The organism is Nocardia sp. NPDC004123 (genome assembly GCF_053603795.1).
In genome coordinates this window covers 140618-167327 of record NZ_JBSGGG010000003.1, presented here as the reverse complement: position 1 = coordinate 167327, position 26710 = coordinate 140618, and the positions used below count along the sequence as shown (strand labels likewise).

Here is a 26710-nt window from a genome sequence, read left to right as displayed (position 1 = left end):
ATTGCTTCGACAACGCCCGTCATGGAGGCCTGGGACGCATGCAAACCGAGCTGGTCGAATGGTCCGAGCACGCGTGCAGAGATACTCTGTCTGGTGTCCGCCGCGGGCGAATTGCGAGTAACCGATGGTTGAGAGCGATCCATTCAAAACGCAGCGTGATGCCGGTCTCGACGTCGTCACGGAGCTACGCGCGGCTGGGTTCGAGGACGCCGACGAGATCGGGCGGGGTGGCTTCGGCACTGTCTATCGGTGTACCCAAATTGGCGCGGACCGCACCGTTGCGGTGAAGGTCCTCACCGGTGAACTGGAGGACAACCGTGAGCGATTCTTTCGCGAGCAACGTGCGATGGGGCGGCTGACCGGGCACCCGAACATCGCCGGGATACTCGAGGTCGGGGAAACCGGGAGCGGTCGCCCCTACTTGGTGATGGCGTACCACCCTCGAGGCTCGCTCGACGCACGTATCCGGCACGGCGGTCCGCTGTCCCTCGCGGAGATGCTTCACGTCGGGGTGAAGATGGCGGGTGCATTGGAATCCGCCCATCGAGCCGGAGTTCTCCACCGCGACATCAAACCGGCGAACATCCTGCTCACCGACTACGACGAGCCGGCGTTGACCGACTTCGGGATCGCCCACATCACCGGCGGGTTCGAAACGGCGTCGGGGACCATCACCGGCTCGCCTGCCTTCACTGCGCCTGAGGTGCTCGGTGGACAGGCACCCAGTCGTGCCTCGGACGTCTATGGGCTGGGAGCGACGTTGTTCTGTGCGCTCACCGGACACGCGGCCTTCGAACGCGGTAGTGGCGAGCAGGTCGTGGCCCAGTTCGTGCGGATCACCACGCATCCGATTCCGGACTTGCGCGAGAGCGGTATCCCGGGGCATGTGTGCGTGGCCATCGAGGCGGCAATGTCTCGCGACCCGCATGACCGCCCCACCGCGGCGGCGCTGGGTGAGCAACTGCGCCGAATACAGCTCGATCACGGTTTCACGGTCGACGCAATGGCGCTACGCCCGGAATCGGGGTCCGAACCCGAATCCGCCGCGACTTCGGTGCCTGAAGTGCCACACGGAGTTCCGCGTATCCCCAGCTCCGGGTTGCACGGGGGGACCGGAAATTTGCCGCTCGAGCTGACCAGCTTCGTCGATCGCCGGACCGAGTTGTCTGAAGTCGGAAACCTGTTGGCGGGGGCACATTTGGTGACCGTGACCGGGATCGGCGGGGTCGGAAAGTCACGGTTCGCGCTGCGAGTCGCTCATAAGGTCCGGCGAAAGTTCGCGAACGGGGCATGGCTGATCGAGTTGGGGGAGCTGAGCGATGAGGCATTGCTCCCCGACGTTGTCGCCGCCGCCTTCGGAATGCGAAGCCAGGGAAACAGATCCATGCTCGACACACTGGTGGAGTCCCTCGCCCCACTCGATCTTCTGCTGGTACTGGACAACTGTGAGCACCTGATCGACGCCGTTGCCAAACTGTCCGAGTCACTGCTGCGAGCGTGTCCGAACCTGCGAATTCTGGCCACCAGTCGCGAGGCTGTAGGCATCGGCGGAGAAACCCTGTATCCACTACGGCCGCTCGGGATTCCCGATTCGACCAGCCAGCGAACGCTGGCACAAAACCACGCGGTGACACTGTTCGTCGAGCGCGCCACTGCGGCGGTGCCGGGGTTCGAGGTGACCGAAGGGAACGAACGCAGCATTGCCCAGATCTGCACCAGGCTGGACGGTTTGCCATTGGCAATCGAGTTGGCGGCGGCGCGGCTGCGCACGATGTCGGTCGAGCAGATCCAGACCCGGCTGAGAGACCGATACAGCCTGCTGACCCGGGCCGGGCGGGGCGCGCCGAAGCGGCAGCAGACCCTGCGGTATTGCATGGGCTGGAGCTATGACCTGTGCACGCCCGACGAAAAACGGCTGTGGGCCGACTTGTCGGTGTTCGCTGGCGGTTTCGAACTCGACGCGGCCGGGCAGCTGTGTGTCGATGACATGGCCGAGTCCCAGTTGCTCGATACCTTGTCCGCCCTGGTGGAGAAATCGATCCTCATCCGACAGGAGACCGACGGGACTGTGCGCTTCCGGATGCTGGAAACAGTTCTGGAATTCGGCCGAGAGAAGGCCGAGGACTCCGGCCGGTACCCGAGCCTGCTCCGGCGCCACCGGGACTGGTGTGAACGATTGGTGCACGAGGCGGACGCGGAGCTGATCGGTCCGCGTCAACTGAAGTGGGTTGCCCGGCTGGAGCGAGAACTCCCGAATCTTCGAAAGGCACTGGAGTTCAGCCTGTCCGAGTCCGACGACGGCGGACTCTCGATTATCGCAATGCTCTATCTGTTCTGGACTCTGCGTGGCCGCATCAATGAGGGGCGCCGCTGGTCCGTGCGCGTGCTCGAGCATTCATCCGGCGGCCGGACCGCCGACCGAGCCAAGGCGCTCTTCGCGGCCTGTTCGATGGCGGCTATGCAAGGCGACCTACAGGCTGCGACCAGCCAGGCCGCGGAGCTCCGCACCCTCGCCGAGCAGGCAGGGGATCCGTTGGTCATGACCCTGCTCGCCCACATCGAGGCGAATATCGCTCTCGTCGGTGGTGGTGCCGGTCGGTCTCACGCGGCTGCCCGCCTGAGCGATGTCGTTCGCAGCCACGAGGTGCGCGGTGACCTCGGGATTCAGTTGGATGCCCGAATCTCCCTCGGCTGGGCCTACGCCCTGGAGGGCGATGTTTCCGAAGCCGTCGCATGTCACGAGAAGACGCTCAGTATCACCGAAGACGCCGGGGAAACGATCTTTCGATCATGGGCGTTGTGGGCAGCGGGCTTCGCCGTGTGGCGCAGCGGCGACGCCGAACGCGCCACACACTTGTTGGAAGACCGTATTCGATTGTCCGAACAGATGGCCGATCCGCTCGTCACCGCAAGCTGCCTGGAGACGCTGGCATGGATTGCTGCCGACAGGCGCGAGGCCCACCGTGCTGCTGTCCTGATGGGCGCGGCGGACGCGCTGGGACTTCTCGCCGGCACCTCCACATTCATCTTCCCCGAACTGCTGGCCTACCGTGACGAGTGCTCGCAGAGTAGCCGTCGAGTGCTCGGCGTGCGAGCCTTCGACAAGGCCCACGGGGAAGGTTCTGCGATGAGCCTCGACGCTGCGGTGCGGTTCGCACTCTACGAACGATCCGAAGCCAGCCCATCGATTGATCGTTCGTCGGAGGACCTGACGAGGCGTGAACGCCAGGTAGCCGACCTTGTCGCCGAAGGTCTGACCAACAAGGCGATCGCCGCGCGCCTGATGATCTCACAGCGCACCGCTGAGGGGCATGTCGAACACATCCTGTCCAAGCTGGGATTCACCTCGCGTGCACAGATAGCTGTCTGGGCCACAGCGCATTCCGGCAGCACACCGGACTGACCCCTGCCGGATCCCACTAGCTAGACGTCGAGAGAAAAGTGCGCTGCGCGCGACAGGCCGCATGTCGTTCCGGTGTTCGGGCGGCGGGTATCGATGGCCATCCAGAGCGCGTTGGTCACCGGCGCGGCGTTCAGGGTGGAGTCGATCGACCAACCCACCACCCGATGCGAATAGACATCCAGCACCACCGCGCAGTAGACCTTCCCAAATGTTTTGCGCGGACGCCAACAGCGATCCCCAACTGTTCCACCCGAAGCCGTGCATACGCAGGCGGCCAATCACCCGCTGCGGCGGCAGTGGCGGGAGATCGCCACCGGAATCTGGGGACCGCGCCCTGCCCGCCGACCCGATCGGTCGAGATTGCCGTCATCGTCGCCCGCGTACTACGACAAGGCATCGACCCATCGAGACATCCCGCGAGGCCGATCAACCCGCCCCACTGGGATCCTGGAGCGCTTTCGGTCACGGTCCCACGAACAATCGTTCGCATGGCAGGCGCGGCAGCAGCCGACAGTCGTCGATGGCATCGCGAACCAATTCGATTGTGCACCAGCGCTGTCGCCACCAATCGTGGATCAAGTTACGCACCGCCGCTGCGGTGGCCGCGCAGTCGAAGATCACGCCAGCCAGCCAAATACGCACGTGGACATCACCTTCGGGTGAGAACCAGCCTTCGGCGGTCATAGCCGATCGCATTCCTCAGGCATCACCGTGTCAACCTTTCTGGGCGAGGCGCCGGCGATCGCTCACACAATGACCGAACCCATGGGTACAACCATTCGAACGAAAGTACGTCTGCCTCACCACTTTTCAACTACTTGGCTCGGTATGGCGCCAACTAGCCGGGCCCGGACGGTTGTGTTGTCGATGAGTGCCTGAACCGGCAGGCGAATGCCCAATGCGCAGACAAGTACCGACCGCGATCACCATCCGTCGGGCAGCGTCGTGAAATCGGGCGCCCGGTGTTCGGCGAACGCCGCGAGCGCTTCGGTATTTGCCGGTCCACCCATCAACTCGAAGAAGGCTTTGTTCTCGCGTTCCCTCGCTGCGTCGATCTCACCACGGATTGGTTGAGTCATCGTCCGCTTCACCGCCATGAGGCTCGAAATCGGCTTGCTCGCAAGTTCTTCCGCGACTGCGCGGGTCCGATCCGCCAGTTCGGCAGGGTCGCACACCTGCCACACCAGCCCCATCTGGCGAGCCTCACCCGCCGAAATCCAGGCAGAGGACATGAGCAGCCAGGCGGCGTTCTGGCGACCGATAAGACGTGGCAACAGGAACGACGATGCGGCTTCCGGCGCGACTCCAAGGCTGGTGAAGGGGCACTTCAGCCGAGCTGTGGCGGACATCAACGAGAGGTCCGCGAAGCCCAATATCGTGGTCCCGATGCCGAGCCCTATGCCATTGACGGCGCATACGAGTGGTTTGGGAAAGGCGGTGAGTGCGTCGATAAATCCCGTGAATCCGTATTTTCCTGGAGCAAATTCGGGGTTCGCGAGCCGCTCGGCCATCTCTCCGAGATCGGTTCCGGCGCTGAAAGCGCGTCCGTTACCTGTGATAACGACAACTGCGACGGCTGGGTCCCCGGCCGCGTCGAGCAAAGCCTGTGCAGTTGCGTCGTACAGTGCCTCGTTGAAAGCATTGAGGGCATCGGGACGATCCAGCGTGAGGGTTCGCACACGATTGAGATCGTCGATCTGCAAACTCATGGATTCCTGTCTTGTTCTGTTGCGGGACTGAGCCGTTGCCTCGCGCGCAGGCGTGGTTAGCGAGCACAACGCCGCTCTGGCAATGGTGCCGACCTCATTCGTATTTGACTTGCCAGTGCTTGATGCCATTCAGCCAACCCGAGCGCAGGCGTACTGGTTCGGCGACTTCGGTGATCCTAGGCATCACGTCGGCGAGCGCGTTGAACATCAGATCGATCTCGAGTCTCGCGAGGTTGGCTCCGACGCAGTAGTGGGAGCCGGTGCCACCGAAGGCGACGTGCGGGTTGGGGTTACGCAACACATCGAACCCGAACGGATCGATGAAAGCATCCTCGTCGAAGTTCGCGGAGGCATAGAACAGCCCGAGACGCTGTCCCTTCTTGATGGATACGCCTCCCAGTTCGGTATCCGCGGTAGCGGTGCGTTGGAAGGCGCTTACCGGCGTAGCCCAGCGCACGATTTCGTCGGGCGCGGTGCGCGGGCGCTGCTCTCGGTAGAGGTCCCACTGCGCGGGGTTGTCGACGAAAGCCTTCATGCCGTGAGTGATGGCATTTCGGGTGGTTTCGTTGCCTGCCACGGTGAGTAGGACGACGAAGAATGCGAATTCGTCTGTGGCAAGCGATTCACCGTTGATGTCGGCGTTCACCAGCTTGGTGACGATGTCGTCTACCGGACATTTCCGGCGCTCCTCGGCCATGTTCCAGGCGTAGCCGGCCAGACCGCCATATGCCTCGATCGCGTCGCCGCCATATTCGGGGTCGTCGTAGTTGTTGACGTGGTTGGACCAATCGAACAGCTTGTTGCGGTCGGACTGGGGTACGCCGAGCAGTTCGGCAATCGCCTGCAGCGGGAGTTCGACGGCGATTTGTTCAACAAAATCTCCACCGCCGGTCTTCTTCGCCTCTGCGACAATGATCTCCGCACGTTCGCGCAGGGCGTCGCGCAGGCTTTCTACCGCCCGCGGAGTGAAGCCCTTGGATATGATGCGACGGTTCTGGGTGTGTTTGGGCGGGTCCATGTTGACCAGCATCGCGCGGGTCAGGTCCTTCTGATCCTCGCTGATGCCGTCGGGCAGGCGGATGATCGAGGTGTTCTCCCTGGAGGAGAACAGCACGGGGTCTTTGGATATCTCTTTGACGTCCTCGAGTTTGCTGACGACCCAGTAGCCTCCGTCATGGTAGCCGCCCGCGCCGTCGCGTTGTTCGTTCCACCAGATCGGTGCTGTTCGGCGTAGTTCGGCAAACTCCTCGATCGGGGTCCGGGTGGCCCACAGATCGGGGTCGGTGAAGTCGAAACCTGCGGGGATCGATGATGTGGTCATAGTGTGTTCCTTGCTAAACGCGGTGGTCTGGTTCTCGGCTGGCGGCGTAGGCTTTGGCTCGCCGGTAGTCGGGTTTGCCGCTCGGGGTTCTTACGACCTGGTCAGTCACCCAGATTCGGCGCGGTACTTTGTATCCCGCGAGGTGAGTCCGCACATGCTGCTCCAACGAAGCGAAATCGATCGGCCCGGACGTTCTGGATGAGACGACGGCCGAGACCTGGTGTCCCCACCGTTCGTCAGGTACCCCGATCACGATGGCGTCGTAGACATCCGCGTGTGACTTCACGATGCTTTCGACCTCTTCGGCGAAGACCTTTTCACCGCCGGTATTGATGACCATATTGCCGCGGCCCAGCAGCGTGATGAAACCACCTTCCTCGACAATCGCCCTGTCGTCGGTGATCACCATCCGTATGCCCTCGACGGTCTTGAACAGCCTGTCCGTCTTTTCCTGGTCCTTGTAGTAGCCAATCGGAACCGATCCGGTCTTGGCCAGCCACCCTTCCTGCCCGACCTCGACCGGTCGGCCGTCGTCGGTGACCACAAGGGCGCCGCGGCCGGTCTGAACCTTGGGACCGCGGGTGGCCGTTTCGCTCTTTTGCGCGAAACCCATTCCCCCGTACCCGGTTTCCGACGAGCCGATCGAGTCGGCGACCACCAGCGTGGGAAACAGTTCCAGGAGTTCGTTTTTCACCGACTGCGAGAGCAACGCAGCTCCGGATACAACCATCGCCAGTGCCGATGTGTCGACGGGGGCGGCACGGTAGGCGTCGACGAGCGGCCTGCCCATTGCGTCGCCGGTGATGATCAGGCACGTGACTTTGTCACGAGCGACGACCTGCCAGACCTTCGCGGGGTCGAATTTGGACTCCAGGATCACGGTGTTGCCGGACCACAGTGCTGTGAAGCTGGGCATCATTGCCGCGGCGTGGATCAGCGGGGGCACCGCAAACCACCGACTGATTTGCGCTGCGTCGACACCGGTCCGGGATTGGTGGTACTCGTCGGTGATCGGCTGTCCTGTATGGAAGTCGATGCCTCCGCCGATTACCCGCCAGATGTCTTCCTGACGCCATACAACGCCTTTGGGCTGGCCCGTGGTGCCACCGGTGTACATGATGAACAGGTCGTCGCTGCTACGTTCGGCAAAGTCGCGGGCCGTTGAGGCAACGTTCAGTGCCTCTTCGTACCGCAAGGAGTCGCTGAGTTCGTCGACGCTGTCGAGGTCGTCTTCGACGACCAGCGTGTGGCGAATCGACGGCACCGACGGCAATACCTCGGCGACTGATCGGCTGTACGTGCGGTGATGGACCAGTGCCACGAGGTCGGCATTGTCATAGACGTAACGCAGCTCGGCAGAGGTGTAGCGATAGTTGATGTTCACCGGGACCGCGCGGATCTTGAAACACGCGATCAGGGTCTCCAACGTCTCGATGGAGTTGTGCATGTGGAACCCGACATGGTCGCCGCGGTCGATCCCAGCGGCAGTAAGGTGATGAGCGAGCTGGTTGGCGCGGCTCTCCAGTTCCCGGAAACTGACCTCGCGGCCCTGTGCGATCACCGCAATCCGGTCCGGCATTGCGTCGACCGCATGCTCGAACAGATCGGCGAAGTTGTATGACATCGTTGTCTCGTCCTTTTGTTGAGTTGCGCTCTAGATCTGAGTCAGGGTCGCGTCTGGTCCAGGGGCGACCTCTCCCAAGCGCCACAGCGGAATCACCACATCGGGGTCGCATTCCTCGTCCACGATCCACTTGCACATCCGGCGGATCGGCTCGATCGCGTCCTGCGGCATGGCGATCGCGACGCTGCACGCGTAGCCCAAACTGGTGAGACGCTGCGCGCCGAACAGCGGAAGCTTGTCGCGCAACTCGCGCTTGAGCGATTCGGGATAGATGCCAATCGTCTGTGTGTAGGCGTTCACAGCGCTTGCGACCTTGTCGATGTCGGCAACCGGAACCACGTTGGCGACCCGCCCGCAGAGCATCGAGGAATAGTCCACCGCCGAATCGATCTGGGACACGATGATCGCGCCTTCGCGATCATCGCCGCCGATCACGCGATACCAGTCGTCAACCATTCGGGAAGCGTCGACATGCTCGAACAGTTCCCGATTTGGGTACAGCGGTGGCGTGCTGATGAAGGCGGGCAACCCGACGAGCTCTTCGTAGATCATCTCGCCCAGCCGGTTGGCCTTCGCGACCCCGGCCACGTCGGTCCCGCTCATCACGTAGATGACGCGCGCATTGGCACAACCCTCTTGGTTGGCGACACCGATGTCGACTGCCGCGCGCCGCGCGACATCGCGCATCGTAGCCCCATCCTCGAACGCCTCGGCGCCAATGATTGTCGCGGACCGCTTGGGGTCCAATGCGATCAGCTCGAGACCCGGCTGGATAAAGCGGGTGACGTGTTTGACCGAGGCCAGGCCGCCCCACGCGACGATCTTCTCGATGTGCTGAGGCTGGTAAAGCGCCTCCTCGACGGTGGTGTCACCGCCCTTCCAATACCCTACGACCAGATGCTTGGTGATCGGGTGGTCCGGTGCGACGTCGGCCAGCGTTCGGGCGATCGCGACCGCGGTCAGCGGATCGTTCGACGGTGCCTTGATGATCGTGTCGGAGCGCGTGATCACCGAACGCAGGATCGTCACCGCGGACACCAGACCGCCGTTGCCAGCCGGAATGTGCAGCACGCGCGAGCCGAATGCACGCACCCGCAACTCCCGGCCGTCGGCAAGCCGCCGGGGCACCCATCCGTTGAGATAGTCGAGCCCGACCTGGGTGTCGGCCAGCTCGCGGACGTGATCGCGGGAGAACAGCGGCCGCAGAATCTGATAGCTGTTCTTCAGCATGTCCGCCGGCAGCGGATTCGCCAGCAATGCGGCCTCGTAAGCCTCCTGCATGTGGGCGTTCGTTTCGAAGACCAGCGCATCACCGAGCGCCTCGAGCACATCGAGGATTTCCTCGAAGCCCACGTCGTAGAGATCGGTCATCGCCATCGGAGTCGCCAGCGGAACCTGATCGATGTACCGGCCTATGTCCGGAGCCTGAAACTCGGCACCACCAGTACGGGTACCGAATGTCACCAGATCGTCGGTGATGACCTCACCACGAAGGAAGAGCGGGATTGTGTAGGCACTACTCACGATTCGAACTCCTTCATGAAGTCGATCGCCTGGTTGTGAACCTCATGGGTTGCGGCACAGGTGATTCGATCGTCTTCAACACCCTGCTTTTCGCTGTAGCGGATGATGTGGTGCTCGAAGGCGACCGTGGTCCGACCGCAGGGACAGGCCAGATCCCAATCGATGGTTACCTCGTCGCCGGAGATCACGCCGCCCCAGTGGCTCTTGTTGAGAACGTCGTAGACCGCCGCCCGACCGATCTGTACGCCCTCCCGGGGCAACGGCTCACTGGTCTCCGGGTCGAGGATGAACGGAATGATCCACGGCTGTATGTGGTATCGCCCCTCGTCACACGCCCAGTGGAAGGCATTCTGCTCGGAGAATCCGTAGCCTTCCTGGATCCGCTCGACGCCGAGGAATTCCCGGATGATGTCCATGTAGTCGTCGGGCAGGACGAAGCCCTTGGATCCGCCGCCGGTGAGGATCGCCGAGTCCGGTGCGAATACGTTGGTGATTCCGCGCTCGAGCCCGGCCTTCGCGACGTCGTACATGAGGTTGTAGGTGCCGAGCATGAAAACCCGCTTGCCGCGCAGCTTCTCGGTGATCTCAGTGAAGAAGGTGTTCAGTTCCTCGGGCTGGCGCATCTGCAGGGCGATGAACTCGTCCTTGCGGGCAGCCAGTGCAGGGTCGACCACGAGGCGGTCCAGCTCGCCGCGAGAGGCGGCGGCACGCATCTTGGATGCCAGGAACATCAGGTCGGTGTCGATGCCACCGGAGTACAGCGAGTGGAATTTGCTCTCGTCGCCTCCGGTGAAGCCTCTCTTGATCATTGCGGCGATGCGGAGATGCCCCAGCTTGCCGCTTGCGTAGTTGGGCCAGATGACCTCGACACCGGGGTTCAGCTCTTCCGCGGTCGGCTCCTTGCCGAACGTCTGGAACAGGCACAACTTCCACAGGACCATGTTCTGGGTCGAGCTGTCCTTGTCCTTCGGAATGATCGACAAAGTGCCGGTCGTTCCGCTCGATGTGATCACTTCGAGCGGTGTCTGGGCGTCCAGCCGATCGATCCACTCGTCGATGCTCTTGCAGCCCACGGTGTCAACGTTCGACAGATCATGGCTAGTGACTCCGTCCAGCCACCGGGTCATCAGATCGAAACGCTTGTTGTCGATCAGTGCGGCCGGATACGACTTGAACGCCGTATGCGAGAACAGCAGCGGCACAATGTCATTGAACTCGCTCACCTCGGTGATACCCAGTCGATCGGCCAACTTGCGCACGATGTCGATGCTCCGCCGGTGCTCCTGGAAACGGATGACCATCGCTCGACGTTGAAGTTCCTCGAGCTCGTCACGAGCAATGCTGTGCATCTGGGTCACCGACTCGCCGAAGAAGGCGATCGGGTCAGTCATGAACTGGCTTACTTTCCGCGCTGAAAGCTGAGTGACACTCATCTGCACTTCGGTTCTCCATCGGTTCGGTTTGGGTCGGCTCCCGGTCGGCATGCACCTCGGGGATGGCAGCAATCCCCTCCGTGAGCTGCGCCGACGACCATCCGAGTCACTGTGTCGCATCTCACCAAGCAGATCCGACGATACAAGTTGGTGCATATAACTGCAATACTATAGTTGACCGCAAACACCGGCGTTGGCCATTCAGCCATGCCATGGCTCGCGCCGACGCCGAACGTCGGGCTTGCATCGCCGAGCCGCGCCGGGTTGGCGAGTGCCAAAGCCAGAGGAGTGGCCCATGGAATACCGAACCCTGCACCTGCGCATCAGCGACCGGATCGCCGTTGTCACCCTGGACCGGCCGGAACGGCGTAACGCCTTTACCGGCCAGATGGGTGCGGAGCTATCTGATGTGTATCGACGCTGCGACGCCGATGATGAGGTGCGGGTCGTCGTGCTCACAGGAACCCCGCCTGCGTTCTGCGCAGGTGCCGATCTCGGCGCCGGTGATCAAACCTTCGCAGGGGCGCCTGCCGGGTTCAGCGCAGCAGGTATCAATCCCCCAGCGTGGAAGGTTCGCAAACCAGTCATCGCGGCAGTCAACGGCCACGCCCTCGGGATCGGGTTCACACTAGCGATGCAGTGCGATCTGCGGATCATGGCCGCGGGCGCCAAATACGGTGTGCTGCAGGTACGTCGAGGCATGATCGGGGACGCCTATTCACACTGGGTACTCCCCCGCGTAGTCGGCATGTCGCGCGCGGCCGAGCTGTTGCTGACCGGGGCTTCGTTCGACGGCAGGCGGGCATTCGATCTAGGCCTGTGCTCTGCAGTGGTGCCAGCTGACCAGGTCCTCGACGCAACCCTCGAGATCGCGCACGACATTGCTGTAAACACCGCGCCATTGTCCGTTGCAGCGAGCAAGCGGCTGTTGTGGTCATCGTTCGAGCGGGATGCACTCGAGATCGGCTCAATCGAGACCGAGTTGCACATACAACTCATGGATCACGAGGACGCCCGAGAAGGCGTCCGCGCCTTCATCGAGCATCGCCTCCCGAATTGGACTGGCAAGGCGGCAGATTTGTGCGATAGGTAACGCAAAGAAACTTCACATAGGTATACGAACTAGAACACGTTCTAGTTCATTTTGATGCCCAAATTCGGTGATCGATCACCGCAACTAAGGATTCCCCGAGAGGTTCACCATGACATCCACACACACCGAACCAGGCCACGATTCCACTCCTGCCGCGCTCGTCGAGCAGCGTGGTCAGACACTGATAGTCACTATGAACCGGCCGCACGTGCGCAACGCGATCACCAATGAGATGCTCGCCATTATGGTCGAGGCATGGGATCGGCTCGACGGGGATCCGACCATTCGCAGCTGCGTCCTCACCGGCGCCGGCGGCGCCTTCTGCGCTGGCGCCGATCTCAAAAGAATGACGCGCTACGACCCCGGCAAGACCATGTCCAGCGGAGACTGGGACCCCGCATATCTGCCAGGCCTACTCAAAGGGCGCCGATTGACCAAACCTCTGATCGCAGCGGTTGAGGGCCCGGCAATCGCCGGAGGAACCGAGATCCTTCAGGCGACCGACATTCGCGTCGCGGGCAAAAGCGCTGTGTTTGGCGTCTCGGAGGCAAGGTGGAGCCTGTTCCCGATGGGTGGCTCGGCAGTTCGGCTACCACGCCAGATTCCCTACACCGCCGCAGCCGAGATGCTGCTGACCGGCCGTCACATCACCGCGGCCGAGGCCAAGGACATCGGCCTGATCGGACAGGTGGTACCCGACGGCGAAGCTCTGGACAGGGCACTGGAGCTGGCTGAACTGGTCAATGCGAACGGCCCGGTGGCAGTGGCCGCCATTCTCAAGGCCATACGCGACACCGAAGGGATGCACGAGGAAGCAGCGTTCCAGATCGAGGGGAAAATCGGCCTGAAGGTCTCCTTCAGCGACGACGCCAAGGAAGGACCCCGCGCCTTCACCGAGAAGCGCAAACCCAGCTTCGAGGGCCGGTAGGTCAACAAGCGAAAGAATGCCCCTGCGCCACAACTCGACGACCTCCCCCGGACTGTACGCGGCGGGAGGTTGTCGGGTTTCGTCGTCAATTCACCTGGCGGTCGCTATCGGCCCAATACCGGGCACGCAACGCCTTCTTGTCCGGCTTACCGAGCGGGCTGACCGGAATGCTGGCCGCGTAGTCGATCGACTTCGGCGTGTAGACCGCGCCCTTGCGCTCCTTGACCAACTTCTGCAGTTCCTCGACGGCCACGGTCTGCCCCGCACGCAGGACGATGACGGCCTTGACCGCCTCGCCCCACTTGTCATCTGGCACACCGATAACAGCCGCAGCGCTCACAGCCGGGTGAGCCGACAACACGTCTTCGACCTCACGCGGGTAGACGTTGAAACCGCCGGACACGATCATGTCCTTCTTGCGGTCGACGATGTAAAGGAAGCCTTCGGCGTCCTTCCGGGCGATGTCACCGGTGTGCATCCAGCCGTGTTCGAAGGTCTCCTTGGTCTGTTCCGGCTTGTTCAGATAACCCTTCATCACCAGTGGTCCCCGCACACAGATCTCGCCGGGTTCGCCGTCGGGCACTTCGTTGCCGGCCTCGTCCAGAAGTGCCACGTGCAGCCATGGCACCGGCCGGCCGCAGCTGGCCAGGCGCTCGGGCTTGGACAGATCGTGATCGCCCTTGCGAAGCACCGAAATGGTCATCGGGCATTCGGCCTGGCCGTAGAACTGGAAGAAGATCGGCCCGAGCTTACGGATCGCCTCGGCGAGGCGCGTCGGAGAGATTGCCGAGGCACCGTAGAACACTGTCTGAAGGCTGGACAGGTCGTATTCGTCGAGTTTCGGATAGTCCAGCAATGCGTAGAGCATGGTGGGGACCAGCATGGTCGAGGTGATCTTGTACTTCTGGATCGCCTCCAGCACCTTCTCCGGCTGGAAACCCTGCAATACAACGATCGAGCCGCCCTGCATGCTCGTCGGGTTCCAGAACGCGCCACCGGCATGACTAAGCGGAGTGCAGACCAGGAAGCGGGTGTCGGCAGGCCATTCCCACTCGGTGCGCTGAATCCGAAGCAGCGTGGCACTGCCCTGGTAGCTGAGCATCACACCTTTGGACTTGCCAGTGGTGCCGCCGGTATATGCAAGGCTGACCGTATCAGTCGGGCTGACCTCGGGCGCCCGCAACGCGGCCGGCGTGAATGCCTCGGCCGCGGCCAGCAGGTCCGTGCCTACGCCCGTCTCACCGAACGCGAGCAGAGTCCGCAGGCCCGGCACTCGCTGCGCAAGCTGCGCGGCACGCTCCTCATAGGTCTGTGGGTCGTAAATCAACGTTTCGATGCCCGCGTCTTCCAGTACATACACATGGTCCTCGAGCGACCCCATGGGGTGCAATGCGGCGAACCGGACCCCGGTGACCTGATTCGCACCCTGAGTGAAGAGCACCTCGGGCCGGTTCGCAGACAGGATCGCGACCGAGCTACCCACGCCCAGCCCCAGCGCAGCGTAGGCCTGAGCAAAGCGGCTGATCTGATCTCGTAGCTGCACGTACGTCAGTTCGGTATCACCGATGTGCACTGCGGTCCGATCAGCGTACATCTCCAGAGAGCGGATCAATATGTCGACCGGCAGCGGCTCCCGGTGCAACCTGGCGAACACTTCTGTTTGCCCAACGGTCGTTGTCATAGTTCTCGCTCCTTCTCGGGTGCTGCATACATCACAAATCTAGAACGTGTTCTAGGAGCGATCAAGGTGGAATCCTATCGATCACGTCGGATACAGAGATTTACACCTTCGCGGCAACACCAATTGCCTCTTGTCGATATTTCAAGAACGTGTTTCACTCGCTTGGTGACCGCAGAAGCTTCCCCTCTTTCGGCACCACTCGACATCGGGTTCGATTACACCCGATCCCTCGGTCCGGTGCTCGGACGATTCATGACAGATTTGTCGCAACGCCGCATCGGAGGAGTACGCGGCGCCGACGGCCGCGTCCATGTCCCGCCGGTCGAGTTCGACCCGGTGACCGCCGCTCCCCTATCGGACTTCGTCGAGGTCTCGACCGAAGGCGCCGTCCTGGGCTGGTCTTGGTGCGCCGAACCGGTAGCAGGCCAACCGATCCAGCGCCCGTTCGCTTGGGCACTTATCCAACTCGACGGCGCCGACACCGCGCTCCTGCACGCCGTAGACGTTATCGACGCCAACGACATTCATACCGGCATGCGGGTCCGAGTCCGATGGGCCGATCAGCCGATCGGGCACATCCGCGACATCGCCTACTTCGAGCCGGTCGACAGATCGCCGGATGGGCTCGTACCACCGATGTGGCCTGCGCCCCCGGCCACGGCACGGGGCGAGGGAGAACCGGTAACGGTGATCATCACCCCGATCGAGCTGGAGTACACGCACTCGGTCTCCGCAGAGGAGAGCCGATACCTGCGCGCCCTCGACGAGGGCAAGTTGATCGGCCAACGGTGCCCGGCATGCGAGCAGGTGTACATCCCCCCGCGTGCCTCGTGCCCAACCGACGGCGTTCCCACCACCAGTCCGGTGGAATTGCCCGACACAGGCACCGTGACCACCTTCTGCATCGTCAACGTGCCGTTCCTCGGACAGCAGATCAAACCCCCGTACGTGGCCGCCTACATACTGCTGGACGGCGCGGACATTCCATTCCTTCATCTGGTGCTCGGCTGCGACGCCGCCGATGTCCGGATGGGCATGCGGGTGCGCGCGGTTTGGAAGCCCCGTGAGGAATGGGACACCACGCTGCGCAATATCGACCATTTCGAGCCGTCTGATGAGCCGGACGCGCCCTACGAGTCGTACAAGAGGCACCTATGAGCTCCCAGGATGTAGCCGTCATCGGCTTCGCCCAGTCGCCGTCGCGCCGAGTCGGCGACACCACAACCAATGGCGTCGAGATGCTCGTCCCGCTGTTCTCCGACGTGTACACCCAGACCGGACTAGCCAACTCCGACATCGACTTCTTTTGCTCGGGCTCATCGGATTACCTTGCTGGCCGGGCCTTTTCGTTCATTTCCGCAATCGATGCGATCGGTGCCGTCCCACCGATCAACGAGTCTCATGTCGAGATGGACGCCGCCTGGGCGTTGTACGAGGCATGGATCAAGATCCGCACCGGCCAGGTCGAGACTGCGCTGGTCTACGGTTTCGGCAAGTCTTCAGCCGGTCAGCTACGGCGAGTGCTGTCGCTGCAACTTGATCCCTATGTCGTCGCACCGCTGTGGCCTGACTCGGTCAGCGTCGCAGGCATACAGGCACGGATCGGGCTGGAATCCGGCCGCTGGAGCGAGAAGGACATGGCGCAGGTGGCCGCGCGCAGCCTCGCCAACGCCGTGGCCAACCCCTACGCCCAACGCCACGGCACGTATGACGCAGTGGCGCTGCTCGATGCTCCCTACACCTCGAATCCCTTTCGCGCCCATGACATCGCGCCGATCTCCGACGGCGCGGCTGTCATCGTCCTCGCGTCGGCGGAACGTGCAGCCCAGCTGGTAGAGCGGCCCGCGGTCATCACGGGCCTGGAACATCGAATCGACTCCGCTTTGCTTGGTGCACGCGACCTCACCCGATCGCCGTCGACTGAAGCTGCCGGCGCGGCCGCAGGTATCGAGGGAGTCGAAATCGCCGAACTGCACGTGGCATTCAGCCACCAGGAACTCATCCTGCGCGAGGCGCTCGGACTCGACGAGGGCGTGCAGATCAACCCGTCGGGCGGCCCGCTGACAGGCAATCCGATGTTCGCTGCAGGCTTGGCTCGGATCGGCGAGGCGGCCGGGCATATCTTGCGTGGCGAGGCCCGGAAGGTGCTCGCACACGCCACGAGCGGCCCTGTGCTGCAACAGAACCTGGTAGCGGTCTTGGAGGCAGCTAATGGCTAAGCAGTTGGCGGCGGTGCTCGGCACCGGCCAGACTCATCACACGACCCGGCGCCGCGACGTGTCCATGGCGGGCATGATCCGCGAGGCCGTTGACCGCGCTCTCGAAGATGCCCGTTGCACCATGGCCGACATCGATGCGATCGTGATCGGCAAAGCGCCCGATTTGTTCGAGGGCGTCATGATGCCCGAGTTGTACCTCGCGGATGCGTTGGGCGCCAACGGCAAACCGCTGTTGCGCGTACACACCGCGGGCTCTGTAGGAGGATCTACATCGGTCGTGGCGGCCAGCCTGGTGCAATCGGGCGTCCACAAGCGTGTCCTCACCGTCGCGTACGAGAAGCAGTCGGAGTCCAACGCCATGTGGGCGTTGTCGGTCGCGGTGCCATTCACGATGCCTGTGGGTGCCGGCGCCGGCGGCTACTTCGCGCCGCACGTGCGCTCCTACATCCGACGTTCCGGTGCGCCGGATCATATCGGCGCGCTGGTAGCGGTCAAGGACCGTCGAAACGGTGCCCTCAATCCACACGCTCATCTGCGGCAACCTGACATCACTTTCGAATCGGTTCGCGCGTCGCAGATGCTGTGGGACCCGATCCGCTTCGACGAGACCTGCCCGTCGTCGGATGGCGCGTGCGCCATGGTGATCGGGGACGAGGCGGCAGGCGACGCCGTTGAGGGCGGAGCGGCGTGGATTCACGCCACCGCCATGCGCACCGAACCGACCACGTTCTCCGGTCGCGACCAGGTCAACCCCCAGGCGGGCCGGGATGCCGCGGCGGCGCTGTGGCGCGACGCGGGCATCACCGATCCACTCGCCGAGCTCGACGCGGTTGAGATGTACGTGCCGTTCTCCTGGTTCGAACCGATGTGGCTGGAAAACCTCGGCTTTGCCGAGGAAGGGACCGGCTGGAAACTGACCGAGGCGGGCGAGACAGCGATCGGCGGGAAGCTGCCGGTAAATCCGTCCGGCGGGGTTCTCTCGTCCAACCCGATCGGGGCTTCGGGGATGCTGCGCTTCTCCGAAGCCGCGAGGCAAGTCATGGGTCGTGCGGGCGCCCATCAGGTCGACGGTGCACGCAAGGCGCTCGGCCACGCGTACGGCGGCGGATCGCAGTACTTCGCGTTGTGGGTGGTGAGCAGCCAGAAACCCGCGTAACAGCACTCGCTTCGTCTCGCCAGGTCGATCGGCGCGACGAAGCGAGTGCTGTTACCCGCAGACACGACGGTCAGCAGGAAGTATGCGTTGGGCCTGGAGTTGACCGATCCCGGATTCGACTTCTCTGTCCAGTCGATCCGAGCCCAGCGCCAGCAACGCTGGCGACATCGCAGGCTGACCGCGACACGAAAACGCCGCAGCGAACTCCGAATCGGCGAAGATCGGCCCCAGCGCGTCCCGCAGCCGCATCGCCAGACACCCATCGGGGAACACCATCCTGGCAACCCGCACCGTCTCCACCGGAACCACATCCCACCTGCGCGGGCGCAAAGAAACCCCAACCTCCATCAACACCATGCACGATCCCCCGAGCATCGATCATGCCGAACCGGCTCCGGCTCAACCGAATTCCGAGAAGATGAACCGCGTCCTGGGTCTCTAGGATCATCGGCCCGACGACGGGCGCGTGGTCTGTGTCGACGAGTTCGGGCCGCTCAATCTGCAGCCCCGCGCCGGCCGCGGATGGTTCACCCGCCGCCGGCCGAAGCGGTTGCGGGCGGACCTACAACCGGACTCAGGGGGTGCGCCTGGACCTGCGCAGCGGCCAGTTGTACTACCGGATCCGCGACCGCGAACGCTGGACTGAGTTCCTGGCGTTCCTCGAGACCCTGCGAGCTCGCTGGCCCGGTGAGAAGTTGTACTTGATCGTGGATAACTACTCGGTCCATAAGCGTGGTGAAGTGCGGGAATGGTGTGCCGCCAACGAAGTCGAGCTGGTGTTCCTGCCGACCTACTCGTCCTGGTTGAACAGAATCGAGTGCGAGTTCGCCGCCCTGCGCTACTTCGCGTTGAACGGCACCGATCACCGCAGCCACGACGAGCAGGACGCGGTGATCGGTGACTACGTCCGCTGGCGCAACCAGCATGCTGGACCGGTCCGCGACTTCGCCGTCGGCTCCAAGATCCGGCACCCGGATTACTTACTGAACGTTGCCTGACGCGGCACTAGCAGCTCGGCTGCGCGTTTGATTCCTGCAGAGCCCTAGCCAGGTCCGCGACGTCCTGCGGTGCCGGGCTGTAGCCGGGGAAATAGACGCAAACGCGATCAGCTACATCGCCGAATCTATCCTTGAGCTGAGCAGCGCACTCCACCGGGGATCCGTGAACGGCAATGGTAGATATCAACGAATCGTCGATCAGATCCGTCATCTCGTCGACGCTGCCGCTTTTGGACAGCTTGTTGAGCTTTTGTTGTAGGTGACCATAATTCTCGACTTCCAGCACTGGTAAATAGGCCGGTGTTGAGCCGTAGAAGGCAATGAGGCGACGCACGCCTGCACGAGCCCGTTCGATGTCGTCCGCGGTTTTTCCGAGCACAGCCATCGCCTGCGGCGCGATTGTGAAGTCGGCAAGGTCCCTGCCACTGCGGTCGAGCCCATCGAGCACTGCCGGCATTGTTCGCTCGCGGAAGTGTCGAGCACTATTGAACGGCATCACGAGCAGCCCGTCGGCAACTTCGGCCGCCGCCCTGGTCATTAGCGGACCCAGCGCACCCATCAGCACGGTCGGTACACCGAACGCGCTCGGTCCAGGATTGAATGCGGGCGGCATCAATGTGTGGCGAGTGAACTCTCCCCGGAAGTCCAGTTTGGTCTCGGTCTGCCAGGCGGTCAAAATAGCCTTTACCGCCGAGACGAATTCTCGCATGCGCGCGGCCGGTTGCGACCAGGTACCACCGTACCTGTTCTCGATGTGAGGTCGAATCTGGGATCCGAGCCCGAGCCGAAATCGCCCGCCGCTCAGCGCATGTAGATCGTAGGCGGCATGCGCGACGTGCAACGGGCTACGCGGAAATGCAATCGCCACGTTGGTCATGAGATCGAGGTCGACCGACGGAGCGATAGCTGCCAAGGGAAGAAAGACGTCATGACGGCCCTCGAAGGTGAAAACTCCGTCAACTCCCAGCTTCGCCAGCTCAATCGCTCGTGCGATCGCCTGTTCAGGGGCTGCGTCGAGTTGGATGTCGATCCGCATCATCACCAGTCCTTCGGCAAACCGAGCGCGTGCTCGGCCACCATGCTCAGCAAGATCTGCGTACTGCCACCCGCGATGGAAATCGCCCGTGTGAGCAGGAATTCCCGGGTCACCGACCCATCGAGCATCCCCGCCTCCCCCGCCAGGTGCAGCTGAAACTCCGCTACGGCCTGGCGATTCCGGACACCGACGAGCTTTCGGACCGCCGCCTCTACTCCGCCATCGCCGCCGCCGATCCGGTGAGTGAGTGCCTGGTGTGCGAGGAGACCGGTTGAAATTCCTTGCGCCAGCATGTGACCCAGGTAATCGTCGGTCCGAGAGTCACACGCGCTTGCCGCCAGATCCATCAACGTCGCGATGCGATCTTCGAGGGTCGCATCCCCGCCCATCTCCACGCGTTCGCTCGCCAACGTGGTCCGTGCGAGCGACCAGCCGCCATTCACTTCTCCGACGACGCAGTCGTCGGGAACGAAGACATCGTCGAGAAACACCTCGTTGAACAAAGAGTCTCCGGTGATCTCCCGCAGTGGCCGCGCCTCGATTCCAGGGGAGTGCATGTCCACCAGAAAGTAAGTGATCCCGCGGTGTTTGGGCACCGATTTGTCGGTGCGAGCCAGGCAGATTCCCCAGTCTGCGACGGTCGCGAACGAGTTCCATACCTTCTGCCCCGACAAACGCCAGCCGCCTGGGACTCGCTCGGCTCGTGTGCTCAAACTCGCAAGGTCCGAGCCGGCTCCCGGCTCACTGAACAGCTGACACCATGTGAACTCGCCACGAAGCGTGGGTGGGACGAATCGGGCGATCTGGGCACGATTACCCGCGGCGAGCAGGGCAGGAACTGCCCACCATCCGATGATGAGGTCGGGACGCGAAATGCCGGCTTGTTCCAGCTCTTGATTGATCAGAACTTGTTGGGCGGCAGAGGCATCGCGGCCATATGGTGCCGGCCAGTGCGGTGCGAGGTAACCGGACTCCGCCAGCGCGATGCGTTGCTGCTCCGCGGGAAGCGTTGCCACCGTGGCGATCTCCTGCCGGACCGCCGCCCGTTGCTCCTCGACCGACCCCAGGTCGATGGTCGGGCGACGTCGTTGACCTGATCGCACATGCTCAGCGGTTTTGCGGCACCACCACGCGCTACCGCCGTGCGACTTTCGCAAGGCAACCGCGCGGCGCAGGTAGAGGTGCGCGTCGTGCTCCCATGTAAACCCGATGCCGCCCAGGATCTGAATGCAATCTTTCGCGTTGTCAACCGCTGCGTCGAGCGCAATCGCTCCCGCGACGGCAGCCGCGATACGCTCCTCGTTCCCGTCTGTGATCGCCGCGGCCGCATCGGCTGCGGCTGCCCGTGTCTGCTCTGCACGCGTATACATCGTTGAGCACAGATGCTTGATTCCTTGGAACGCCCCGATCGGGCGTCCGAATTGTGTGCGCATCGCGGCGTATTTGGCCGCGATTTCGAGTGTCTGCGCGGCGATCCCCGAGGCCACTGCTGCCGCCGCTGCCACATGGAGATCGGCCAATACGTCGAACTCGGTCTCCTCGAAGAGCACCGCGACCGGAGTGGCCGCGACTTCCACCGCAGCAACTGGCGTTCCGAAATCGATGCCGTGCAATATCCTCGTGACAAGCCCTTCGGCACCCGGCAGGAGCAGACAAATCACAGCGGGTCCGCCATCGACCACCGAGACCGGTGCTAGCACCGCGCTCGCCTCGGATCCGCCGATTACCGCGCCCAGATGGCCGGACACCACACGTCGACCTGCGACGATGGCCGAACTGAGGGGAGCAGTTCCCGGGTTGGCTATAGCCACCACAAGTTCACCGCGTATGACCTCCTGCAGCACCGAATCCGGCGTCTTTGCCGCTCGACCGAGGAAGAACGCCCCAACACATTGGGACAACAGCGGGCCGGGTACTAACTCTGCACCGACCGACTCGAGCATGGCGGCCATGGCCCGGAATTCTGCACCCGCACCGCCGCGCTCCAACGGGACCGTTGCGTCGAAGAGTCCGAGCTTGGCCAGGTGAGGCCAAATGCCAAGCCATGCCTGTCCTGATTCGTCTCTTGCTGCGTTGATGGAACCCAGGTCACGAGCCAACGCTGCCACTGCTGAGGAGGCCGACAAGTCCTCCGAAGTGGCCGCGATTGTCGTGAACATCCGCTTAAACATGGACCCGGTCACCTCCGACCGATGTCGCCTCGAGCTGACGCTCGGCTCGAACTTTCGGACTGATCGCGGATAACGCCGATGAGCCTCCAACGAGGCACAGGCAGGGACGTGAGTGCATGCTGCTCCTTAGCTGTCGATGGCAGACAAGCAGTGCGAGGCCTGCGGGCGTTGCGTCAGTTCCATCCAGCGGCACCTGTTGCTTCAGGCACGACCCACATCGTTAGATTGCAGGTAGGAGGTTATCGAGATGGAACCGGAGCCAGTCGCGCAGTTGTCTATGCGCTCCATCAGCAACGGGCGTAACGAACCGAGGTCGTCGGTTATCGAGAGGATGACCGAGGTGCTCGACGCATTCGCTGCCGGTCCAGATCGTCTGAGCCTCCCCGAGGTCGCGGCGATCACCGGATTGCCCCGGACGACCGTATTTCGAATCATGCAGCAGTTGGTCGGAATGGGCTGGCTCGAGCAGGACTATCCCGGGTTTCGGCTGGGGCGGCGTGCGTTTGGTTTAGCGGCACGTCAACAAGACTGGTCCGGCCTGCGAGCAGCGGCAAACCCTCGACTCGTGTCCCTGTATGAGGGTGTTGGTGCCGTCGCGCATCTGGGTGTGTTGGAAGGCAACCAGGTCCGGTATCTGGACAAGATCGGCGGCCCGACCACAGGCGTTCCGTCTGCGATCGGCCTTCGAGTTCCGGCAGAGCGAACGGTTCTGGGGTGGGCGATGATGGCGGCGATGCCACCCGAACACGTCGATGTTCTATTCGCCGGAGGGTCCTCGACCGAGGATAGCGACAGCTCGGATCTGCTTCACCTGCATACTCAATTGAGCCGCATCCGGATGCGGCACGGGTTGGCGGTCAGCAATGTCGAACGCTGTCCAATGGGCATCGCGAGCGTGGCTGCCCCGATACTGAGTCCCGACGGCGACGTGGTCGGGGCCATCTCGGCGGCCGGGGTGGGGTTGCGATTGGACGCTGTGGGTCCGATGGTTTTGGCGGCGGCCCGGAATACTTCGAAAGCCTTCTTCCCGAGCGGTTCCGGCGGAAATCCCCACTGGCTGTCGCAGGAGCGGAAGACGGTCCCGATGTGGCGCGTGGTCTGACACAGGGCTGCCTGTAGATCTGAACAGGACCACTCTGGCCGTACGTGCGAGCTGAACACCCCGGTGTAAGGTACACCTCAGAGAGTGCACTTGACTGCAAACTCTCACACATGCGCAAGGACGGCTGCAGGGAGTGCCCACGTGAACCGATTGGACCGTCGTAAGCGCGAAGTGCGCGAGCGGATACTGCAGGCCGCCTTCGACCTCTTCCTGTCGCAGGGCATCGAGGTAACCAAGATCGAGGAAATCTGCGAACGGGCAGACGTCGCCAATCGCACCTTCTTCAACCACTTTCCGACGCGCCAGGACTTGATTCGTGCCCTGGCCGAGCAGCGATTGATCCACCTCCACGACGTTCTCTTCGACCGCTCCGGCCAACCCCTCCCGGCTCGGTTGATCGGATTCTTCGATGACATTTCGGCGGAGCTCCTCGGGCAGGGCGACACCTATCGCGAAATGATCGGCGTAATGCTGATCGCGACCCCGACCGGTTATCAGCGCGGATTCATCCTGCACGACACATTTCTCGAGATGGTCAAGCAGGGCGTCGCCGACGGCGAGATAACCAGCCGGCACGCCCCGGCGATCCTCGCCGACATCATCGTGGGCGCATTGGTCCGAGGCATCGTCAACTGGACCGTCGACAACACCTTTGCACTCGACACCGGACTTCACGATGTAGCCGCAGCGCTGGTCGACCTGTTGATGACAGGCCAGTCGACTCGGCCCTGACAGGGTTCAGCCGCCCGCGGTCGCGGGCACCACGGGAGCCCCAATCTGTGATCGTCGAGATAACAAAGTCGGACTGCAGTCAAGCAGTCGGCGATGACCCAATCGCCGCATAATGCACACAGATGCGCTATTGCAGTCGAATGCATGATGTTGTAACGTCTGTCTCGACGGCGGGCTGTGTCCCAGAACCCCTGCGCCACAGCCCGCCCCGGCATCGCGGCCATAGACCCCATTGCGGACTTGGAGCGAACCTGACCTACCACCAATCGCGACCGGAGTACAGATGAGCGTCTGGCAAGAGCCAGTCCGGCAGGCAATCAACCCACGCCACCTCCGCGCAGGTTCGAAATGACACGCCCAACCGCACTCGAAGTCGTCGAGGGATTCGATCTGACCGGCAAAACCTGTGTGGTCACCGGCGCCTCGTCAGGGCTAGGCCTGCAGTCGGCGCGCGCTCTGGCCGCAACGGGCGCACACGTGGTGCTTGCCGCGCGCAACCACGCCTCCGCCTCCGATGCGGAGGCGTGGATTCGCAAAGACATAGCGTATGCCCAAACCTCCACTGTTCAGCTGGATCTGGCTTCACTCTCCAGCGTCCGCAAAGCGGCAATTGAGATCGCGGAGCGAACACAAGCAGTGCACGTGCTGATGAACAACGCCGGCGTGATGTTCACTCCTTTCGGCCGGACCAGTGACGGATTCGAATTGCAGTTCGGGACCAACCATCTTGGTCACTTCGAATTCACGAGGTTGCTGACTCCGCAGCTAGTGGCCGCCAACGGAGCTCGAGTAGTGATCATGTCCTCGAGCGGTCATGCGATGGGCGGCCTCGACTTCGACGACCTGAACTGGGAGAAGCGCGAGTACAACAAATTCCGCGCGTATGGCGCCTCGAAGACCGCCAACATCCTGCATATGGTCGAACTCGATCGCCAGTTACGCCACTACGGAGTTCGGGCGTATTCTGTCAATCCCGGCGCTGTCGCGACCTCGTTGGGTCGTCACATGGCGCGAGAGGACTACTCCCGCCTGCGCAAGTACGCCGCCGCCAGCACGGCAGCCAGGGGCGAACTCACCGATGGTTACCTTGACTTCGTAATGCCGGATCAAGGGGCGGCTACTCAGGTTTGGGCAGCGATCACCCCGGAGCTGGCCGAGGTCGGGTCCGTGTACCTCGAAGAGTGCCATATCAGCGGTGAGGTACAGCCATACGCGCAGGACGAAGACTTCGCCGCGAAGCTATGGGCGCTGTCGGAAGCTTTGTGTAGTTAGCCGACTACGTTGCTGATAACCACCGCGCCCTGCAGATACGAGACCGCTCAAGGCTCGAACAGTCTGCTCATGAAGGAGTGGCCATGTCCCTGAGAGTTGTGCAGTGGGCGACGGGAGAAGTGGGGCGGGCCGCCATCTCCGGCGTACTAGAGCATCCTGAGCTCGAATTGGTCGGCTGCTGGGTGCATTCGAAGCGAAAGGACGGCGTCGACGTAGGCAGAATTATGGGGATCGACCCGATCGGTGTGATCGCGACGTCCAGCTTCGATGAGATTGTCGCGTTGGACGCCGACGCCGTGATCTACGCACCGTTGGTGCCGAATGCTCACGAAGTGGAGGCGCTACTGCGGTCAGGAAAGAATGTCGTGACCCCGGTGGGCTGGTTCTATCCCACCGAGCGAGATGCTGCACCACTACGGGCCGCGGGCCTCGCTGGAAACTCGACGCTGCACGGCACAGGGATCGGGCCTGGCGGTGCCACCGAACTCCTTCCGCTCGTATTTTCGGCGTTGTCGAGCTCAGTGACATTCGTACGCGGCGAGGAATTCTCTGATATGCGCACCTACAACGCACCCGACGTACTGCGCTCGATCATGCGCTTCGGCGCCAGCCCCGAGGACGCGATGAAAGGACGGATGCTGGGGTTGCTCAGCGCCGGCTTCACACAATCCGTCCGGATGTGCCTCGACGCCCTCGCCGTCAGCGCAGACGCTGAGATCCGGATGTCGCAGGAAGTTGCAGTCGCGGTGGCACCGATCGACTCACCGATCGGCGTCATTGAACCCGGACAGGTTGCGGCGCAACGCTTTCAGTGGGAGGGCGTCCTCAACGACACCGTGATCGTCTGCATATCCGTCAACTGGCTGATGGGAGAGGAGCACCTCAGTCCACCTTGGACCCTCGGCGCAGCAGGCGAGCGCTACGAGGTGGAGGTCAAGGGCAATCCGGACGCGTTCGTGACTATCAAGGGCTGGCAGCCCGAGACCATTGAGGAAGGGCTGACCAGCAACCCTGGAATCGTCGCCACCGCAGCGCATTGCGTCAACGCGATTCCTTACGTGTGCGCCGCCGAGCCCGGTATCCAAACCCTCGCTGACCTTCCGCTGATTACCGGACGCGCTCGCTACGACTTCACTGCGCGGCAGCAGTGATGACCGACGAACAGCCCCGGCCGCAGCCAGCTCACCGCTGTTGATCGACGGTAACCCTCATGCCAAGTGATGGTGGCGAATTCGCTCCGGGCCAACCCCCGCGGCGAACAGACTTCCCAGGCGCGCAGCCGAAGTCGGTCTCGCGGTATGAATGCGG

Annotated in this window: 21 protein-coding genes; 11 read left to right on the top strand and 10 right to left on the bottom strand. The window is 62.7% G+C overall.

The genetic code is table 11. The features are described 5' to 3' along the window. Positions 1-124 precede the first annotated feature (124 nt). The gene (locus tag ACWEQQ_RS05185; protein ID WP_452347230.1) at positions 125-3403 is read left to right on the top strand and encodes a protein kinase domain-containing protein; all 3279 of its coding nucleotides are present in this window, start codon (positions 125-127) and stop codon (positions 3401-3403) included. Between the two features lie 20 nt (positions 3404-3423). On the opposite strand, the gene ACWEQQ_RS05180 is transcribed toward ACWEQQ_RS05185, so the two are convergent. The 7 genes from ACWEQQ_RS05180 to ACWEQQ_RS05150 form a co-directional block, all read right to left on the bottom strand. Next, entirely contained in the window at positions 3424-3681 is a 258-nt protein-coding gene (locus tag ACWEQQ_RS05180) for a DDE-type integrase/transposase/recombinase (RefSeq protein ID WP_452347229.1), read from the bottom strand. 184 nt (positions 3682-3865) lie between these two features. After that, a complete protein-coding gene (locus ACWEQQ_RS05175) occupies positions 3866-4087 on the bottom strand; it encodes a hypothetical protein (RefSeq protein ID WP_452347228.1) in 222 nt (73 codons plus the stop codon). A 239-nt stretch (positions 4088-4326) separates the two neighbouring features. Further along, complete coding sequence (locus tag ACWEQQ_RS05170) at positions 4327-5112, bottom strand: enoyl-CoA hydratase/isomerase family protein (RefSeq protein WP_452347227.1); 786 nt, start codon at positions 5110-5112, stop codon at positions 4327-4329. Between the two features lie 94 nt (positions 5113-5206). After that, positions 5207-6433 (bottom strand): cytochrome P450, encoded by a 1227-nt coding sequence (locus tag ACWEQQ_RS05165; protein WP_452347226.1) that lies wholly within the window; start codon positions 6431-6433, stop codon positions 5207-5209. A 13-nt stretch (positions 6434-6446) separates the two neighbouring features. After that, entirely contained in the window at positions 6447-8057 is a 1611-nt protein-coding gene (locus tag ACWEQQ_RS05160; protein ID WP_452347225.1) for an acyl-CoA synthetase, read from the bottom strand. A 30-nt stretch (positions 8058-8087) separates the two neighbouring features. Continuing rightward, positions 8088-9581 (bottom strand): acyl-CoA reductase, encoded by a 1494-nt coding sequence (locus ACWEQQ_RS05155; protein WP_452347224.1) that lies wholly within the window; start codon positions 9579-9581, stop codon positions 8088-8090. Further along, a complete protein-coding gene (locus tag ACWEQQ_RS05150) occupies positions 9578-11065 on the bottom strand; it encodes a hypothetical protein (RefSeq protein WP_452347223.1) in 1488 nt (495 codons plus the stop codon). Before ACWEQQ_RS05150 ends, ACWEQQ_RS05155 begins: the two co-directional genes overlap by 4 nt. 244 nt (positions 11066-11309) lie before the next feature. Here ACWEQQ_RS05150 and ACWEQQ_RS05145 point away from each other — a divergent pair, with 244 nt between their 5' ends. Together ACWEQQ_RS05145 and ACWEQQ_RS05140 are read left to right on the top strand one after the other, a co-directional pair. Continuing rightward, entirely contained in the window at positions 11310-12107 is a 798-nt protein-coding gene (locus tag ACWEQQ_RS05145; protein WP_452347222.1) for an enoyl-CoA hydratase/isomerase family protein, read from the top strand. A gap of 109 nt (positions 12108-12216) precedes the next feature. Next, entirely contained in the window at positions 12217-13035 is an 819-nt protein-coding gene (locus tag ACWEQQ_RS05140; protein ID WP_452347221.1) for a crotonase/enoyl-CoA hydratase family protein, read from the top strand. A gap of 85 nt (positions 13036-13120) precedes the next feature. Here ACWEQQ_RS05140 and ACWEQQ_RS05135 read toward each other — a convergent pair whose 3' ends face one another. Then, positions 13121-14716 carry an AMP-binding protein gene (locus ACWEQQ_RS05135; RefSeq protein WP_452347220.1) on the bottom strand — a complete coding sequence of 532 codons (1596 nt, stop codon included), beginning with the start codon at positions 14714-14716 and terminating at the stop codon, positions 13121-13123. Between the two features lie 165 nt (positions 14717-14881). On the opposite strand from ACWEQQ_RS05135, the gene ACWEQQ_RS05130 reads away from it, so the two are divergent. The 4 genes from ACWEQQ_RS05130 to ACWEQQ_RS05115 all read left to right on the top strand — a co-directional run bounded on the left by ACWEQQ_RS05130 (position 14882) and on the right by ACWEQQ_RS05115 (position 19089). Beyond that, positions 14882-15874: a Zn-ribbon domain-containing OB-fold protein gene (locus ACWEQQ_RS05130; protein ID WP_452347430.1), complete on the top strand. Its 993-nt coding sequence runs from the start codon at positions 14882-14884 to the stop codon at positions 15872-15874. Next, the gene (locus ACWEQQ_RS05125; RefSeq protein ID WP_452347219.1) at positions 15871-16935 is read left to right on the top strand and encodes a thiolase domain-containing protein; all 1065 of its coding nucleotides are present in this window, start codon (positions 15871-15873) and stop codon (positions 16933-16935) included. Before ACWEQQ_RS05130 ends, ACWEQQ_RS05125 begins: the two co-directional genes overlap by 4 nt. Continuing rightward, complete coding sequence (locus ACWEQQ_RS05120; RefSeq protein WP_452347218.1) at positions 16928-18091, top strand: thiolase domain-containing protein; 1164 nt, start codon at positions 16928-16930, stop codon at positions 18089-18091. Before ACWEQQ_RS05125 ends, ACWEQQ_RS05120 begins: the two co-directional genes overlap by 8 nt. A 581-nt stretch (positions 18092-18672) precedes the next feature. After that, positions 18673-19089: a transposase gene (locus ACWEQQ_RS05115; RefSeq protein WP_452347217.1), complete on the top strand. Its 417-nt coding sequence runs from the start codon at positions 18673-18675 to the stop codon at positions 19087-19089. Positions 19090-19096: 7 nt separating this feature from the next. On the opposite strand, the gene ACWEQQ_RS05110 is transcribed toward ACWEQQ_RS05115, so the two are convergent. Beyond that, complete coding sequence (locus ACWEQQ_RS05110) at positions 19097-20125, bottom strand: TIGR03617 family F420-dependent LLM class oxidoreductase (RefSeq protein WP_452347429.1); 1029 nt, start codon at positions 20123-20125, stop codon at positions 19097-19099. A 2-nt stretch (positions 20126-20127) separates the two neighbouring features. Further along, on the bottom strand, positions 20128-22284 hold the full coding sequence (locus tag ACWEQQ_RS05105; protein ID WP_452347216.1) for an acyl-CoA dehydrogenase family protein: 2157 nt from the start codon (positions 22282-22284) through the stop codon (positions 20128-20130). Between the two features lie 343 nt (positions 22285-22627). On the opposite strand from ACWEQQ_RS05105, the gene ACWEQQ_RS05100 reads away from it, so the two are divergent. The 4 genes from ACWEQQ_RS05100 to ACWEQQ_RS05085 all read left to right on the top strand — a co-directional run bounded on the left by ACWEQQ_RS05100 (position 22628) and on the right by ACWEQQ_RS05085 (position 26553). Then, positions 22628-23398 carry an IclR family transcriptional regulator gene (locus ACWEQQ_RS05100; protein WP_452347215.1) on the top strand — a complete coding sequence of 257 codons (771 nt, stop codon included), beginning with the start codon at positions 22628-22630 and terminating at the stop codon, positions 23396-23398. Between the two features lie 141 nt (positions 23399-23539). Beyond that, complete coding sequence (locus ACWEQQ_RS05095) at positions 23540-24130, top strand: TetR/AcrR family transcriptional regulator (RefSeq protein WP_452347214.1); 591 nt, start codon at positions 23540-23542, stop codon at positions 24128-24130. A gap of 348 nt (positions 24131-24478) precedes the next feature. After that, complete coding sequence (locus ACWEQQ_RS05090) at positions 24479-25402, top strand: SDR family NAD(P)-dependent oxidoreductase (RefSeq protein WP_452347213.1); 924 nt, start codon at positions 24479-24481, stop codon at positions 25400-25402. A gap of 83 nt (positions 25403-25485) precedes the next feature. Then, positions 25486-26553 carry an NAD(P)H-dependent amine dehydrogenase family protein gene (locus ACWEQQ_RS05085; protein WP_452347212.1) on the top strand — a complete coding sequence of 356 codons (1068 nt, stop codon included), beginning with the start codon at positions 25486-25488 and terminating at the stop codon, positions 26551-26553. Positions 26554-26710 lie beyond the last annotated feature (157 nt).